This is a genomic window from Pseudomonas sp. GZJR-8 (assembly GCF_002916705.1).
Lineage (GTDB): Bacteria > Pseudomonadota > Gammaproteobacteria > Pseudomonadales > Pseudomonadaceae > Aquipseudomonas > Aquipseudomonas synxantha_A.
Window position 1 is genome coordinate 145,013 of record NZ_JXSI01000008.1, and the last position, 16,548, is coordinate 161,560.

Consider the following 16,548-nt stretch of genomic DNA (forward strand, 5'->3'; position numbering starts at 1 on the left):
AGGCTTATACGCGGGAAATATTTGGTATTGGTTGGTTAATTCACAGACTCACCGCGTTATTACGCTCGGACTGCTTCAAATAAGCCGCCAGCTCCCGCGCCTGCAGCGGTTTGCTGTAGTGATAACCCTGACCCTCATGGCAGCCTTCGGAGATGATGTACGCCTCTTGTTCGGCGGTCTCCACGCCTTCGGCAATCACCTGCATACCCAGGCTTTTGCCCAGTTGGATAATGGCGCGCACGATCGTTGCGTCATCGTCATCATCCTGCAGGTCCTGGACGAAGCTTTTGTCGATCTTGATCTTGTCCAGCGGCAAGCTTTTCAGGTAGCTCAGGGATGAATAACCGGTGCCGAAGTCATCAATGGCGATCAGCGCCCCGGAGCGACGCAGGCTCAGCAGGTGCTGGGCGGCGGTGCTGATGTCTTCCATCAGGCCGGTCTCGGTCACTTCCAGTTCCAGGCTGCGGGGCGGCAAGCGATAGATCTGCATCAGGTTGTTGACCACCCGCGGCAACTCGGTGTGGTGCAGTTGCACGGTGGACAGGTTGACGGCGATGCGCAGCGTGGTGAAGCCCTGATCGTGCCATTCGCGCAGTTGCTGGCACGCCTGGTCCAGCACCCATTCGCCGATCGGGATGATGGTGCCGTTCTGTTCCGCCAGCGGAATAAACAGATCCGGCGGTACCAGGCCGTGTTCCGGGTGTTGCCAGCGCAACAGGGCCTCTACGCCGACTACGCGATGGTCGCGGTAGCTGATTTGCGGCTGGTACACCAGGTGGAACTGGTCGCGGCTCAGCGCATCGCGCAGGTCCTTTTCCAATTCGCGGCGCCGGCGCATTTCGCTGTCGACGCTGGCGATGTAGAACTGATAGCGGTTGCGCGAGCGGCTCTTGGCCAGGGTCATGGTCTGCTCGGCTTTTTGCAGCAACTTCTCGGTGCTGTCGCCATCTTCAGGGAACAGCGTGATGCCGATGGTGGCACGCAGCCTGATCAGGTCATGCTCAAGTGCGAACTCCGCCTCCAGGTCATCCAAAATGCTTTGCGCCAGTTCGGCGGCTTCGTAAGGCTGGTCGATATCGGCCTGCACCAGGGCGAACTGGTCGCCTCCCAAGCGGGCAAGCGTGCCGAGGCGTCCGCTGTGGGCGCGCAGGCGATCGGCCAGGGCCAGTAGCAGTTTGTCGCCGGCCTGGTAGGTGAATTGTTCGTTGACGCTCTTGAAATCATCCAGCCCAACGCACAAGACCGCCACCCGGCGCTGCCTGCGGCCGGCGTCAGTGAGGATCTTGTCCAGCTGTTCCTGCAGCTTCTGGCGGTTGGGCAGGCCGGTCAGGAAGTCATATTGGGCCATGCGCAACAGGCTGGATTCGGCCTCGTGGCGCAGGTGGGTATTGCGCTCGATGGACTCGAGCAACTGGTTGGCGGTGTTTATCCACTGCCCCAGTTCGTTGCGTTCGTGGCCCTTGAGCTGAGGGATCTTGTGTGCGCTGGGGCGGTCCGGGTTGATCGATGTCAGGTGCTGGATAATCCGTGACAGCGGTTTGGTCAGCATCCAGTGATACACCAGGTACAGCACCAGCCCCATGGCCAGGGCGCGCAATACGCCCGCGATAAAGATGATGACCGAGCTGACCAGAAAACCTCTGCCATAGGTGGCGGTATCCAGGGTGATACTGAGGTCGCCGTAATATTCGCTGTAGGGGCCTTTGCCGACCAATGCGGTGGTAAAGGAGCGTTCCTGGCCCAGAATCAGGTCGGTCAACCAGCGGCTGGGGGATTGCTGTAACGCGCGGCTTTTTTCCGCCAGCATGGTCTCGTTGGGATGACCGATGGAGGCCATGCGCACGGCGTCGTCCTGGAACAACCCTTCGATCACTTGCATACCCATCTCGCGGTCCAGGCTGTAGACGGCCTGGGTCGAGGGGTCGCGAAACATGTCGAGGATACGTTGCGCATCGCCAGCCACAGCCTGGCGCGTCTTGTAGGCATCAAAAACAATCTGCGCCACGCTCAACGCCACGCCGACGATCAAGGCCGACAGCAGCACAACCCGTAGCAACTTCACCGACAAGCTGTTTTTGAGTTCCAGCTTCAAAGGGGCATTCCTTGTCTCATGCGGGTGGCCGTCAATATGCCATGAGTATTGGCAATCTGAGGATGGCAGTCAAAGGGACATTGGGGGCTGAGCTCAATTGAGGTTTGAGCTGGATAAACGCAGGTGGGCGCCCGCGGATATTCGGGCTTGTCGTAAACAGGAAAGGCTAGGGGCTGCACGCTCGGCAGGAGAGAAGGCGGAGGAGATCCGCCTTCGAGTGGGTGACGATTTAAGAAAAATTGATCTGACCCTGAGGCTTTGGCTGTTCCCCACCGATCCTGGCGCCTTCACCGACCATGTCCAGGACTTTGTTTGCCATGTCCAGGACTTTGTGTCCCGCGCCCATTGCGCCGTTTGCCAGATCCATCCCTTTATCAGCAATACCCGCCACCATTGGGATTGCACCCATAACCCCTGCTGCCATCGAAATAGGATCCATCGTCATTCTCCACATTGGTTTAGGAGGTTTATTCCTCCTGGCGTTTGTGTGGTGAATTGTTACTGTTGAGTTCCGCTATTTCTGGGCGGTCTGCCTGGCGAGCACAAAAAAGCCCGGCAATCGCCGGGCTCTTTTTACTGAACGCGCTGCTTAGGCAGTGAAGGTCTTGCCTTCGAACTGCTCAGCCACGAACTTCCAGTTGACCAGGTTCCAGAACGCTTCCACATACTTTGGACGCACGTTGCGGTAGTCGATGTAGTAGGCGTGTTCCCATACGTCGCAGGTCAGCAGCGGGGTGTCGCCGCTGGTCAGCGGGTTGCCGGCGCCGATGGTGCTGGCCAGGGCCAGGGAACCGTCAGCCTTTTTCACCAGCCAGCCCCAACCGGAACCGAAGGTGCCGACGGACGTCTTGGTGAACTCTTCCTTGAACTTGTCGAACGAACCGAACGCCGCATTGATGGCCTCAGCCAGTGCGCCGGTTGGTTGGCCGCCGGCGTTTGGCGCCAGGCAGTTCCAGTAGAAGGTGTGGTTCCAGACCTGAGCGGCGTTGTTGAAGATGCCGCCCGAGGAAGACTTGACGATTTCTTCCAGGGTCTTGCCTTCGAACTCGGTGCCAGGCACCAGGTTGTTCAGGTTCACGACATAGGTGTTGTGGTGCTTGTCGTGGTGGTATTCCAAGGTTTCCTTGGAGATGTGCGGCTGCAGGGCATCGTGTGCGTAGGGCAGCGGCGGCAATTCGAAAGCCATGATGATTCTCCTAATCAGGTCAGTTGCGGTGAGCGCAAGGCCGATCACGGGCGGCCAAACATGCGCCGGGGAGTTTGTACTCTTTGCGGCGCAGGGGTCCGATCATAGCACCGGGGGTGCGGCATAACCACGCAACAACTGTGTGGGATAGAGGTTCCAGCGCGTTTTCAACTATTGGTCAGGCGCTGATCAACTGGTAGGCCACCGAGAACATCATCACTGCCACCAGCAAGTCCAGCAGGCGCCAGGTGGCCGGGCGTGCCAGCCAGGGTGCCAGCCACGCCGCGCCGAGTGCCAGGGTGGTGAACCACAGGAACGAAGCGCTGGCGGCACCGGCCACGTAAGCCCCCGGCTGCGTTTGTTGCGCGCCCAGGGAACCGATCAGCAGCACGGTGTCCAGGTACACATGGGGATTTAGCAGGGTCACCGCCAGCGCGCTCAACAGGACCGCGCGCAATGAGCGGGTCTTGAGACTGGCATCCTGATCCAGGCTCTGTTTCGAACAGGCCCGGCGCAGCGCACATGCGCCATACCACAGCAGGAACGCTGCGCCGCCCCAGCGTGCCACCGCAAGCAGTATCGGGCTCTGGGCCAGCACGGTGGCCAGGCCGAACACCCCGGCGGCCACCAGCAGCGCATCGCAGATCACGCACAATGCCGCGACGGGCAAGTGATGCTCGCGGCGCAGGCTTTGCGCGAGGACGAACGCGTTCTGGGTGCCGATTGCCATGATCAGCCCGAGGGCCACCAGCAAGCCGTTCATATAGCTCTGCCACATACTGAAGGATCCTTGTTGATGCTTAAACGATGCTGGCTATGGTGCGGGTCGGACCTGTATAAGAAAAACCAATATTGCTGATCGCTCATTAGGAAAACTGATGTTCGACTATAAGTTGCTTTCCGCCCTGGCGGCGGTGGTGGAACAAGCCGGCTTCGAGCGCGGTGCCCAGGTGCTGGGGCTGTCGCAGTCGGCGATCTCCCAGCGCATCAAGCTGCTGGAGGCGCGTATCGGGCAGCCGGTGCTGGTACGGGCCTCGCCCCCAACCCCGACCGACATCGGCCGACGCCTGCTCAACCATGTGCAACAGGTGCGTTTGCTGGAGCGTGACCTGCAAAGCCAGGTGCCGGCGCTGGACGAGGAGGGTATGCCCGAGCGCTTGCGCATCGCCCTGAATGCCGACAGCCTGGCCACATGGTGGGCCGAGGCCATCAGCGACTTCTGCGCCGAACAGCACTTGCTGCTGGATCTGGTGGTCGAAGACCAGACTGTGGGCCTCAAGCGTATGCGCGCCGGTGAGGTTGCGGCCTGTATCTGTGCCAGCGAGCGCCCGGTGGCCGGTGCTCGCAGCCTGTTACTGGGCGCCATGCGTTATCGGGCGCTGGCCAGCCCGGCGTTTATTGCCCGGCATTTCCCGGCGGGCGTGCGCGCCGATCAATTGGCGCGCACGCCGGCGCTGGTGTTCGGCCCGGATGATTTCCTGCAACACCGTTACCTGGCTTCCCTCGGGGTGAACGGAGGTTTTGAGCACCATCTATGCCCGTCGTCCGAAGGTTTTATTCGCCTGACGGAAGCCGGTCTTGGGTGGGGCCTGGTGCCCGAGTTACAGGTGCGCGACCAGATGGAAACCGGCGTATTGGTGGAGTTATTGCCAGATAAGCCCATCGATGTGCCGCTGTACTGGCATCATTGGCGCAGTGGCGGGCAACTGTTGGGCTTGTTGACCGACCATCTGGCCCAGGTTTGTGGCCACTGGTTGGTGCCGTTGAAGTGATGGCGGGCGTCAAGGCCACAGCGATGAAAAACGAAAGAACACGGAGTACTACATGAAAATTCTGGTCACCGGCGCAAGCGGCTTCATCGGCGGGCGCTTTGCGCGTTTTGCCCTTGAACAGGGCCTGGATGTGCGGGTCAACGGGCGACGCGCCGAGGGTGTCGAACACCTGGTTCGGCGCGGTGCCGAGTTTATCCAGGGTGACTTGAATGATGCCGACCTGGTGCGTGACCTGTGCCGCGACGTTGAAGCCGTGGTGCATTGCGCCGGCGCCGTCGGGTTGTGGGGCAAGTATCAGGACTTTCACCAAGGCAATGTGCTGGTGACTGAAAATGTGGTCGAAGCCTGCCTCAAGCAGCGCGTGGGGCGCCTGGTGCACCTGTCGTCGCCGTCGATCTACTTCGACGGCCGCGACCATTCAGGCATCACCGAAGAGCAGGTGCCCAAACGTTTCAAGCATCCTTATGCCGCCACCAAATACCTGGCCGAGCAGAAGGTCTTCGGTGCCCAGGAGTTCGGTCTTGAGGTGTTGGCGTTGCGCCCGCGTTTTGTCACCGGTGCCGGCGACATGAGCATCTTCCCGCGGCTGTTGAAGATGCAGCGCAAGAACCGCCTGGCCATTGTCGGCGACGGCCTGAACAAGGTCGACTTCACCAGCGTGCACAACCTCAATGAAGCGCTGCTCAGCAGCCTGCTCGCACCCGGCTCGGCGCTGGGCAAGGCGTACAACATCAGTAACGGCGCACCGGTGCCTATATGGGATGTGGTCAATTATGTGATGCGGCAAATGGAGCTGCCCCAAGTGACCCGTTATCGGTCTTACGGTTTGTCCTACAGCGTGGCGGCCTTGAATGAGGCGTTCTGTGCGATGTGGCCGGGGCGGCCGGAGCCTTCGTTATCGCGTTTGGGCATGCAGGTGATGAACAAAGATTTCACCCTCGACATCAGCCGTGCCAGGCATTATCTGGACTACGACCCCAAGGTCACCCTGTGGGCCGCGCTCGATGAGTTCTGCAGTTGGTGGAAAGCCCAGGATCCGGGCCTCAAGTAAGTTCATAACCAGCAACACATCGGGAACCGAATTCGCCGGACCGTGTCGACCTATGCGTCTGGGGCACGGTTTATACTTGCGCCGCTCGGCCTCTGAGCAGCCACCTCATTGATTCAAGGTAGATTCATGCGTAACGATGCAAAAGACGACTTCGACAACGTGCCCAGCCTGCGGGCAGACCTCGGGGACGACGATGATTTCGTGCCGACTGCCGCCACTTCGGTGCGCTCGCGAACCACACCAGTGGTCAAAGTTAAAAGTGCCAGCACCGGCCCGTTGTGGGCGTTGGTAGGCGCATTGCTGATTGCTTTCGCCGGCCTGGCCTGGTGGAGCTTCCAGCAGATTTCCCTGATGGGCCAGCAACTGGTCGCCACCCAGGAAAGCTTCGCCCGCATCAGCGAGGAAGCGGCGGGGCGCCTGCAGGATATTTCCGGCAAGGTCGTGGCCAGCGAAGCCAGCGTGAACAACGGCAGCGAGGCGCTGAAATTGCAGATCAAGCAGTTGCAAGCCCAGTTGCAGGAGCAGGGCAAGCAACAGTTGGGCGTCGCCGGCCAAGCCACCGAGCTGGACAGTCGCCTGGCCCAGATGAGCGCCAGTACCACCGAACTGACGGCTGCCAATGCCAAGCTGCAAGGCCAGGTGCAGGCCCTGACCGACGCTGTCGCCAGCCTCAAGGCGGCCCAAGGTGAGATCAAGGACTTGTCCACTGATGTGGCAGCCTTGAAGAAGCAGGGCAATCCAGGCGCCGCCATCGCCCGTCTTGAGCAGGATTTTCTGGTACTCAAGAGTGCCCAGGAAAACCAGCCTGCCAACGTCGATGCGCCGACCAACAAGGAGTTTGATGTGTTCCGCATCCAGACCACGCGCAATATCACCACCTTGCAGAGCCAGGTGCAGAATCTGAACCAGCGCCTCAATGCGCCTGCTGCGGCCACACCGCTGGGTCAATGAACGAAGTTATGGCCTTTGAATGAGATCTAAATGTAGGAGGGAGCAAGCCCCCTCCCACATTTTGGATTTTCACTTGGAGATTGATTGTCACCAGATAGTGACATTTCTTCTCCCCTTCGTTACTTGCCCCTACCGCGCCCTTGTTTAGACTCCGGTCATCCCACAAAAAACAATAAGGGCCACCCATGACCACCCATCCACTGCCTGCCAGCAGTTGGCTGAACGCACCTGCCCACCACGCCTGGCTCGCCGCTGAAGGCCAGCGCCTGTTGGCGTTCGCCAAGGCATCGCGCCTGCCGGACGGGTTCGGCAACCTCGACGATAAAGGCCAGTTGCCCGCCGATGCCCGCGCCGAAACCATGAACACCGCCCGTATGACCCACAGCTTCGCCATGGCCCATGCGATGGGGCTGCCCGGTTATGCCGAGCTGGTGGCGCATGGCGTGACGGCTCTCAGCGGCCCGCTGCGCGACAGTGAGCACGGTGGCTGGTGCGCCGCGCCCCAAGCCCTGGATGGCAACACCGGCAAAGCAGCGTACCTGCATGCATTCGTGGCCCTGGCCGCCAGCTCTGCGGTGGTGGCTGGCGCGCCGGGTGCGCAAACCTTGTTGAACGACGCCATCCATATCATCGACCAGTTCTTCTGGAGCGAGGAGGAGGGCGTCATGCTTGAATCTTTCGCCCGGGACTGGAGTGGTGTCGAAGGCTATCGCGGCGCCAACAGCAACATGCACGCCACCGAAGCCTTCCTGGCCCTGGCCGATGTCACCGCTGACAGCCGTTGGCTGGACCGTGCGCTGCGCATCGTCGAGCGGGTGATCCACACCCACGCCGCCAGCAACCAGTTCATGGTGATCGAGCACTTTGATGCGCAGTGGAAACCTCTACTGGGCTACAACGAAGATAACCCCGCTGATGGGTTTCGCCCCTACGGCATCACCCCCGGGCACGGTTTCGAATGGGCGCGGCTGCTACTGCACCTGGAAGCTGCGCGCCTGCAGGCCGGGCTGGATACGCCGGCTTGGTTGGTTGACGACGCCAAAGGGCTGTTTGCCAGCGCCTGTGAATATGCCTGGGCCGTGGATGGTGCACCGGGCATTGTCTACACGTTGGATTGGAGTCGGCGCCCGGTTGTACGCGAGCGCTTGCACTGGACCCACGCAGAAGCCAGCGCCGCTGCTCAGGCACTGCTCAAACGTACGGGTGAACTGCACTACGAGATCTGGTACCGACGCATCTGGGAGTTTTGCGAAACCCACTTCATCGACCGGTTTCATGGCAGTTGGCACCACGAACTCAGCCCGCATAACCAACCCAGCAGCAAAATCTGGGGCGGCAAACCTGATCTGTACCATGCCTGGCAAGCGGTCGTGCTGCCTGCGTTACCCTTGGCACCCAGCCTGGCCAGTGCATTGGGCAGCGGACGTTATGTCACCAAGTGGTGACATTTGTGCGTCCCTTTGTTACCTGCGCCTGGAAAATCCCTGTTTAAACTCCGTGCAGCGCAAGCTCTAGACTTGCATGCATAACAACAAGAAAAGGTACTCAGATGAACGCGATTAATCGCCTCGCCGTTGCTATTTCCATTGCCTCGTTGTTTCCCCTCAGTGCATTTGCCGCCGACTCCAAAGGTACGGTGGAAGTGGTGCATTGGTGGACCTCCGGCGGTGAAAAAGCAGCTGTGGATGTCCTGAAGGCCCAAGTTGAGAAAGACGGCTTCACCTGGAAAGACGGTGCCGTTGCAGGTGGCGGTGGCGCCACGGCCATGACCGTGCTGAAAAGCCGTGCAGTTGCCGGCAACCCACCGGGCGTAGCCCAGATCAAAGGCCCCGACATCCAGGAATGGGCGTCCACTGGCCTGCTCGACACCGACGTGCTCAAAGACGTCGCCAAAGAAGAAAAGTGGGATTCCCTGCTCGACAAGAAAGTCTCCGACACCGTGAAGTACGACGGTGACTACGTGGCCGTACCGGTGAATATCCACCGTGTGAACTGGCTGTGGATCAACCCGGAAGTCTTCAAGAAAGCCGGTATCACCAAGAACCCAACCACCCTCGAAGAATTCTACGCAGCCGGCGACAAGCTCAAAGCTGCAGGCTTCATTGCGCTTGCCCACGGCGGCCAGCCTTGGCAGGACAGCACCGTTTTCGAAGCGGTAGTGCTCTCGGTCATGGGTGCTGATGGCTACAAGAAAGCCCTGGTCGACCTGGATAACGACGCCCTGACCGGTCCGCAAATGGTCAAGTCCCTCACTGAGCTGAAGAAAGTCGCGACCTACATGGACGTGGACGGCAAAGGCCAGGACTGGAACCTCGAAGCCGGCAAGGTCATCAACGGCAAGGCCGGTATGCAGATCATGGGTGACTGGGCCAAGTCCGAGTGGACTGCCGCCAAGAAAGTCGCTGGCAAGGACTACGAGTGCGTAGCGTTCCCTGGCACCGACAAAGCCTTCACCTACAACATCGACTCCCTGGCGGTGTTCAAGCAGAAAGACAAAGGCACTGCCGCAGGTCAGCAGGACATCGCCAAAGTCGTGCTGGGTGAAAACTTCCAGAAAGTGTTCAGCATCAACAAGGGCTCGATCCCTGTGCGTAACGACATGCTGACCAAGATGGATTCCTACGGCTTCGACTCCTGCGCCCAGACCGCCGCCAAGGACTTCCTGACCGACGCCAAGACGGGCGGCCTGCAGCCAAGCATGGCGCACAACATGGCCACTACCCTGGCGGTGCAAGGTGCGTTCTTTGACGTAGTGACCAACTACATCAACGACCCGAAAGCCGACCCGGCCGACACCGCCAAGAAGCTGGGTGCTGCGATCAAGTCGGCCAAGTAACACTTGGTAGCGGATTTTTGTGGGAGCCGGGCTTGCCCGCGATGCAGACAACTCGGTGTACCGGTGACACCGAGGTGATGCCATCGCAGGCGAGCCAGCTCCCACACAAACCGCGTTCGACAAGAGACTCACCTTGTAGTCCTTTTTCCCTGTAGTGGATTTTCCCATGAGTTCTGTTGCTGTGTTCAGCAAGGCCTCGCCGTTCGATGTGCTGCAACGCTGGCTACCCAAACTGGTGCTGGCGCCGAGCATGTTCATCGTGCTGGTAGGCTTTTACGGCTACATCCTGTGGACGTTCGTGCTGTCGTTCACCACTTCCACGTTCCTGCCCAGCTACAAATGGGCGGGCCTGGCGCAGTATCAGCGGCTGTTCGACAACGACCGCTGGTGGGTGGCGAGCAAGAACCTGGCCGTATTCGGCGGCATGTTCATCGGCATCACCCTGGTGATCGGTGTGCTGCTGGCGATTTTCCTCGACCAGAAAATCCGCCGCGAAGGCTTTATCCGCACCATTTACCTGTACCCGATGGCGCTTTCGATGATCGTCACCGGTACCGCCTGGAAATGGCTGCTCAACCCGGGCATGGGCCTGGACAAACTTCTGCGGGATTGGGGCTGGGAAGGCTTCCGTCTCGACTGGCTGATCGACCCCGACCGCGTGGTCTACTGCCTGGTGATCGCCGCTGTGTGGCAAGCCTCGGGCTTTATCATGGCGATGTTCCTGGCTGGCCTGCGTGGGGTTGATCAATCGATCATCCGCGCCGCCCAGATCGACGGTGCCAGCCTGCCGCGCATCTATTGGAGCGTGGTGCTGCCAAGCCTGCGTCCGGTGTTCTTCAGTGCAGTGATGATCCTGGCGCACATTGCGATCAAGAGCTTCGACCTGGTGGCGGCGATGACCGCGGGTGGCCCGGGCTATTCGTCCGATCTGCCGGCGATGTTCATGTACTCGTTCACCTTCAGCCGTGGCCAGATGGGCATGGGCTCGGCCAGTGCAATCCTGATGCTCGGTGCGATCCTCGCGATCATCGTGCCGTACCTCTACTCCGAGCTGAGGACCAAACGTAATGACTAGTCTCGCCTCCAAACCTGCCATCAGCCTGAGTCGTATCGCGATCTATGCGGTGCTGATCCTCGCCGTGCTGCTGTACCTGGTGCCGCTGGTGGTGATGCTGCTCACCAGCTTCAAGACTCCCGAAGACATCAGCAGCGGCAACCTGCTGAGCTGGCCGACCGTGGTCAGTGGCATCGGCTGGGTCAAGGCCTGGGCCACTGTGGATGGTTACTTCTGGAACTCGATCAAGATCACCGTTCCAGCCGTGCTGATTTCCACCGCCATCGGGGCCTTGAATGGCTATGTGTTGTCGTTCTGGCGTTTCCGAGGCTCGCAACTGTTCTTTGGATTGTTGCTGTTCGGCTGCTTCCTGCCGTTCCAGACCGTGCTGCTGCCCGCGTCGTTCACCCTCGGCAAGATGGGCCTGGCCAGCACCACCACCGGCCTGGTGTTTATCCACGTGGTCTACGGCCTGGCGTTCACCACGCTGTTTTTCCGTAACTACTACGTAAGCATCCCGGATGCGCTGATCAAGGCGGCACGCCTGGACGGTGCGGGTTTCTTCACCATCTTCCGGCAGATCATTCTGCCGATGTCGACGCCGATCATCATGGTCTGCCTGATCTGGCAGTTCACACAGATCTGGAACGACTTCCTGTTCGGCGTGGTGTTCTCCAGCGGCGACTCGCAGCCCATCACGGTGGCGCTGAACAACCTGGTCAACACCAGCACCGGGGCCAAGGAATATAACGTGGATATGGCGGCGGCGATGATCGCCGGGCTGCCGACCCTGCTGGTCTATGTGATCGCAGGCAAGTATTTCGTGCGCGGCCTCACGGCCGGCGCGGTCAAGGGGTAATCATGGCTACGCTTGAACTTCGCAATGTAAACAAAACCTACGGCGCCGGCCTGCCCGACACCTTGAAGAACATCGAACTGTCGATCAAGGAAGGCGAATTCCTGATCCTGGTCGGCCCTTCGGGGTGCGGCAAGTCCACGCTGATGAACTGCATCGCCGGGCTTGAGACCATTACCGGCGGCGCGATCATGATCGGTGATCAAGACGTGAGCGGCATGAGCCCCAAGGATCGCGACATCGCCATGGTGTTCCAGTCCTATGCGCTGTACCCGACCATGAGCGTGCGCGAGAACATCGAATTCGGCCTGAAGATCCGCAAGATGCCGCAAGCCGACATCGACGCCGAAGTCGCACGCGTGGCCAAGCTGCTGCAGATCGAACACCTGCTCAACCGCAAGCCGGGCCAACTGTCCGGTGGCCAGCAGCAGCGTGTGGCCATGGGCCGAGCGCTGGCGCGCCGGCCGAAGATCTACCTGTTCGACGAACCGCTGTCCAACCTCGACGCCAAATTGCGCGTCGAGATGCGCACCGAAATGAAGCTGATGCACCAGCGTCTGAAAACCACCACCGTCTACGTCACCCACGACCAGATCGAAGCGATGACCCTGGGCGACAAGGTGGCGGTGATGAAGGACGGCATCATCCAACAATTCGGCACGCCGAAAGAAATCTATAACGACCCGGCCAACCTGTTTGTGGCAAGCTTTATCGGTTCACCACCGATGAACTTCGTGCCTTTGCGCCTGCAACGCAAGGACGGTCGCCTGGTCGCGCTGCTGGACAGCGGCCAGGCCCGTTGCGAGTTGCCGCTGAGCATGAATGACGCCGGGCTTGAAGACCGCGATGTGATCCTCGGCCTGCGCCCGGAGCAGATCGTGTTGGCGGCGGGCGAGGGCAATGGCTCGTCGAGTATTCGTGCCGAAGTGCAGGTGACCGAGCCGACCGGCCCGGACACGCTGGTGTTTGTGCAGCTCAACGACACCAAGGTCTGCTGCCGTTTGGCGCCGGACGTCGCGCCGCAGGTGGGTGAGACACTGACGCTGCAATTCGACCCGGCCAAGGTGTTGCTGTTTGACGCCAAGACCGGTGAGCGATTGGGGACTGCTGGCTCACTGGGGGCATCTGTGGGAGCCGGGCTTGCCCGCGATGGTGTCACCGCGTTGTAACTGCAGGACTGAGGCGCCTGCATCGCGGGCAAGCCCGGCTCCCACAGGAAAAAGAAGATAACCAGTTGTTTTAATTAAAAAATGTAACCCGCGTTAGATAAAAACAGTTTAATAACAATAAAGACGAGGATGTAGGGATGAAAAAGCAACACAACAACACCCGGCTGATCTGCCAGCTGTCAGCGGTAGCAGCCCTGGTTTTGTCCGCCAATGCGATGGCGGATGAAGCCTTCAGTGCCGATTCCAAGTGGATGACCGGCGATTGGGGCGGCGAGCGTACCAAGCTGATCGAGCAAGGTATCGACATCAAGGCCGACTACGTTGGGGAGATGGGCTACAACGCCCACGGCGGTTATAACGACGACAAGACCGGTCGCTACTCTGACCAGTTTGGTCTTGGCGTGGCACTGGACCTGCAAAAACTGTGGGGCTGGGATAACACCCAGGCCAAGATCCAGTTGACCAATCGTAATGGCGAGAACATCTCCAACGACCGTGTTGGTGACCCGCGTGCTGGCACCTTGAGTTCATCGCAGGAAGTGTATGGCCGTGGCCACATGGTGCGTCTGACCCAACTGTGGATCCAGCACCAGTTCCTCGACGGCAAGCTGGACGTCAAAGCCGGTTACTTCGGTGAAGGCGAAGACTTCAACACCTTCCCCTGCGAGTTCCAGAACCTGGCGTTCTGCGGTTCCCAAGTGGGTAACTGGGCCACCAACATCTGGTACAACTGGCCCGTCAGCCAGGCCGCTCTGCGTGTGAAATACCACATCACGCCTGAACTGTATGCGCAAATTGGCGCGTACAACCAGAACCCATCGCAAACCGAAATGGGCAACGGCTTCAAGCTCAGCGGCAGCGGTACCAAGGGCACCGTGTTGCCAGTTGAATTGGTGTGGTCGCCGAAGGTCAATGGCCTGCCGGGCGAGTACCGCGTGGGTTACTACAAGAGCACGGCTGACGCTGATGATGTGCGCGAAGACGTCAACGGCGGCGACGCTGGCGCCACTGGCGATGCCCTGCGCGTTCGCAACAGCAAAAGCGGCTACTGGGGCGTGGTGCAACAGCAACTCACCACTCACAATGGTGATGCCTCCCGTGGTCTGAACGTTGCGGCTAACGTCACCTTCCACGACAAGGACACCAACTTCATCGACAACTATCAGTCGCTGATGTTTGTGTACAAGGGCCCGTTCGATGCGCGTCCAAAGGATGACATCGGCATCGGTTTTGCCCGTATCCATGTCAACGATGACGTGAAGAAAACCGCAGAGCTGCGTAACGCGGCAGGTGGTTTTACTGACTACAGCCAGGCCGGTTACATGCCGCTGCAAGGTACCGAATACAACTACGAAATCAACTACGGCTTCCATGTCACCAATTGGCTGACCGTACGCCCTAACCTGCAATACATCACCCACCCAGGTGGTGTGGATCAAGTCGACAACGCCTTGGTCGCCGGCCTGAAAATTCAGTCTACCTTCTAACGCTGTTGCGATAAGCTCCTCTCTCTGTGCGCATTTGCGGGTAGCCATGGCTATCCGCTTTTTTTTGGCTTGCACTGTGATATTCGGAACCTGTGCACATGCATGAGCAACCGCTGCAACGCTTTTTCAAATCCCTGCGCGAGCGACCGGTGTTCGCCTGGGAGCGCTTTCAGATGCGCGATGTGTTGGTGATCGACCACCCCCTGTGCCAGGCGGTGTTCAGTCGCCAGGGTGCGCAATTGCTGCACTTTCAACCGACGGGCCAGAAGCCGTGGCTGTGGTGTGCCGCCAAATGGCCGCAAGTCGGGGCTATCCGTGGTGGCGTACCGGTGTGCTGGCCGTGGTATGGCCGTCACCCCAGCGAAAACGCGTGGCCGTCCCATGGCTGGGCGCGCCTGATTGACTGGAAGCTGCTCGACAGCAGCACCGATGACGATGGCGTGCGCCTGCACTGGCAATTGCAATTGTGCGACTGGCAGGTGGACTTGCACGCGCACTTGGGCGAAACCCTGGAACTGCGCCTGAGCACCGAGCACCAGGACGAGTTGCCGTGCCAGTTGAGCCATGCTTTGCACGCTTACTGGCGTATTGGTCACGTTGACGAGGTAGCGCTGTCTGGGCTCGACGGCGCGCAAGGTTATGATCAGCTCAACCGTCAGGTCTGCCAGCAGGAAGGTGAACTGCGGGTCGATGGCGGTTGCCAGCGGGTGTTCCAGCATGAGGGCGAACTACAGCTCAAGGACCACGCCTGGCAGCGTGAGCTGTGCATCGACACCGGCGACAGCGCCGACACGGTGGTGTGGCATCCAGGTAGCCGACCGCTGTTGGGCGTGAGCTTTAACGAGGCGTCGGGGTTTGTGTGCGTGGAGTCGGCGATGGCCGGTGCGAGCCTGGCGCCGGGGGAGAGGGCGCATTTGAGTCTGCAGGCTCGGGCTGGAGCTTAGCGGTGTGGCTGATGGCGCTATCGCAGGCAAGCCAGCTCCCACATTTGAAGGTATTCACACATCAAACTGTGGGAGGGGGCTTGCTCCCGATGAGGCCAGTGCAGCCAACACAGGTCCAGGCTTAGTTGAACTCATCCCCCACCGGATACCGGCTGTCATTCAAACTCTCTTTGATCTTGCGCAAATGCGGCTGGAAATCCACCCCGCGACGCAACGTCATGCCGGTCGCCAGCACATCCAGCACGGTCAATTGGATGATCCGAGAAGTCATCGGCATGTAGATATCGGTGTCTTCCGGCAACGGGATGTTCAGGCTTACTGTACTGGCCTTGGCAAGCGGCGAGTTTTCGGCGGTCACGCCCAACACTGACGCACCGTTTTCCCTGGCGATACGCGCCACTTCCACCAGTTCGCGTGTGCGTCCGGTGTAGGAAATGATCACGAACAGCTCGCCGGTATGCGCTACCGAAGCGATCATGCGCTGCATCAGCACGTCCGCATGAGCGGTCACTGCCAGGTTGAAGCGGAAAAATTTGTGCAGCGCATCCATGGCCACCGGCGCCGAGGCGCCCAGGCCGAAGAAGTGAATCTGGCGCGCCTGGATCAACAAATCCACGGCCTTGCTGATCAGCGCCGGGTCCAGGGCCTGGCAAGCGCTGTCCAGGGACGCGATGGCGCTGCCAAAGATCTTCTGGGTGTAGGCCTCGGGGTTATCATCGGCCTCCACGGCACGGCTGACATACGCGGCGCCACTGGCCAGGCTTTGCGCCAGCTGCAATTTAAGTTCAGGGTAACCGCTGACGCCGAACGAACGGCAGAAGCGGTTGACCGTCGGTTCGCTGACCGAGGCGGCCTGGGCGAGGGCGGCGATCGAGAAGCGTGTAGCCTGCTGCGGGTTGAGCAGGATGACTTCAGCGACTTTGCGCTCGGCCTTGTTTAATTCTTCGAGGCGGTTCCGGATCTGTTCCAGAAGATTTCGCACGCGGTCCATTCAGTCTTTCCTTCGGGCGACGATGCAAATAAAGGGCGGCAACCAATCGACGACTGGCTTTTCGCGGTGGCCTATCCTACTGAGGGTAGCTGAACACCACCACTCGCAATGCGTATTTCCGGAAAATGTTGTGGTTATTACTACATTTTTCCTTGAGTG

General features: G+C 59.8%; 15 protein-coding genes. 10 read left to right on the forward strand and 5 right to left on the reverse strand.

Going from position 1 to position 16,548, the window contains the following annotated elements; translation table 11 throughout:
- Positions 1-40: 40 nt before the first annotated feature.
- The 4 genes from TK42_RS17255 to TK42_RS17270 form a co-directional block, all read right to left on the reverse strand.
- Complete coding sequence (locus tag TK42_RS17255; protein WP_103734743.1) at positions 41-2,092, reverse strand: bifunctional diguanylate cyclase/phosphodiesterase; 2,052 nt, start codon at positions 2,090-2,092, stop codon at positions 41-43.
- A 229-nt stretch (positions 2,093-2,321) separates the two neighbouring features.
- A complete protein-coding gene (locus TK42_RS17260) occupies positions 2,322-2,531 on the reverse strand; it encodes a hypothetical protein (protein ID WP_146097885.1) in 210 nt (69 codons plus the stop codon).
- A 150-nt stretch (positions 2,532-2,681) separates the two neighbouring features.
- Positions 2,682-3,278, reverse strand: coding sequence for a superoxide dismutase (locus tag TK42_RS17265; RefSeq protein WP_003212997.1), 597 nt, complete (start codon positions 3,276-3,278; stop codon positions 2,682-2,684).
- A gap of 178 nt (positions 3,279-3,456) precedes the next feature.
- A complete protein-coding gene (locus TK42_RS17270) occupies positions 3,457-4,056 on the reverse strand; it encodes a LysE/ArgO family amino acid transporter (RefSeq protein WP_103734744.1) in 600 nt (199 codons plus the stop codon).
- Positions 4,057-4,156: 100 nt separating this feature from the next.
- On the opposite strand from TK42_RS17270, the gene TK42_RS17275 reads away from it, so the two are divergent.
- The 10 genes from TK42_RS17275 to TK42_RS17320 all read left to right on the forward strand — a co-directional run bounded on the left by TK42_RS17275 (position 4,157) and on the right by TK42_RS17320 (position 15,398).
- Positions 4,157-5,050 (forward strand): LysR family transcriptional regulator ArgP, encoded by an 894-nt coding sequence (locus TK42_RS17275; RefSeq protein ID WP_032879751.1) that lies wholly within the window; start codon positions 4,157-4,159, stop codon positions 5,048-5,050.
- Positions 5,051-5,102: 52 nt separating this feature from the next.
- Positions 5,103-6,101 carry an NAD(P)-dependent oxidoreductase gene (locus TK42_RS17280; RefSeq protein ID WP_032879753.1) on the forward strand — a complete coding sequence of 333 codons (999 nt, stop codon included), beginning with the start codon at positions 5,103-5,105 and terminating at the stop codon, positions 6,099-6,101.
- Positions 6,102-6,227: 126 nt separating this feature from the next.
- Positions 6,228-7,052 carry an ATPase gene (locus TK42_RS17285; protein ID WP_103734745.1) on the forward strand — a complete coding sequence of 275 codons (825 nt, stop codon included), beginning with the start codon at positions 6,228-6,230 and terminating at the stop codon, positions 7,050-7,052.
- A gap of 185 nt (positions 7,053-7,237) precedes the next feature.
- On the forward strand, positions 7,238-8,497 hold the full coding sequence (locus TK42_RS17290) for an AGE family epimerase/isomerase (protein ID WP_103734746.1): 1,260 nt from the start codon (positions 7,238-7,240) through the stop codon (positions 8,495-8,497).
- Positions 8,498-8,601: 104 nt separating this feature from the next.
- The gene (locus tag TK42_RS17295) at positions 8,602-9,888 is read left to right on the forward strand and encodes an ABC transporter substrate-binding protein (protein WP_078822160.1); all 1,287 of its coding nucleotides are present in this window, start codon (positions 8,602-8,604) and stop codon (positions 9,886-9,888) included.
- 166 nt (positions 9,889-10,054) lie between these two features.
- Positions 10,055-10,963, forward strand: a complete 909-nt coding sequence (locus TK42_RS17300) for a carbohydrate ABC transporter permease (RefSeq protein WP_003193765.1) — start codon at positions 10,055-10,057, stop codon at positions 10,961-10,963.
- A complete protein-coding gene (locus TK42_RS17305) occupies positions 10,956-11,801 on the forward strand; it encodes a carbohydrate ABC transporter permease (protein WP_005790778.1) in 846 nt (281 codons plus the stop codon). Before TK42_RS17300 ends, TK42_RS17305 begins: the two co-directional genes overlap by 8 nt.
- Before the next feature lie 2 nt (positions 11,802-11,803).
- Positions 11,804-12,967 carry an ABC transporter ATP-binding protein gene (locus TK42_RS17310; RefSeq protein ID WP_103734747.1) on the forward strand — a complete coding sequence of 388 codons (1,164 nt, stop codon included), beginning with the start codon at positions 11,804-11,806 and terminating at the stop codon, positions 12,965-12,967.
- A 137-nt stretch (positions 12,968-13,104) separates the two neighbouring features.
- Positions 13,105-14,454, forward strand: a complete 1,350-nt coding sequence (locus tag TK42_RS17315; RefSeq protein WP_078822158.1) for a carbohydrate porin — start codon at positions 13,105-13,107, stop codon at positions 14,452-14,454.
- Between the two features lie 98 nt (positions 14,455-14,552).
- Positions 14,553-15,398: a D-hexose-6-phosphate mutarotase gene (locus tag TK42_RS17320; protein WP_005790774.1), complete on the forward strand. Its 846-nt coding sequence runs from the start codon at positions 14,553-14,555 to the stop codon at positions 15,396-15,398.
- A gap of 121 nt (positions 15,399-15,519) precedes the next feature.
- Here TK42_RS17320 and TK42_RS17325 read toward each other — a convergent pair whose 3' ends face one another.
- Positions 15,520-16,380 (reverse strand): MurR/RpiR family transcriptional regulator, encoded by an 861-nt coding sequence (locus TK42_RS17325; protein WP_169856377.1) that lies wholly within the window; start codon positions 16,378-16,380, stop codon positions 15,520-15,522.
- Positions 16,381-16,548: the final 168 nt, after the last annotated feature.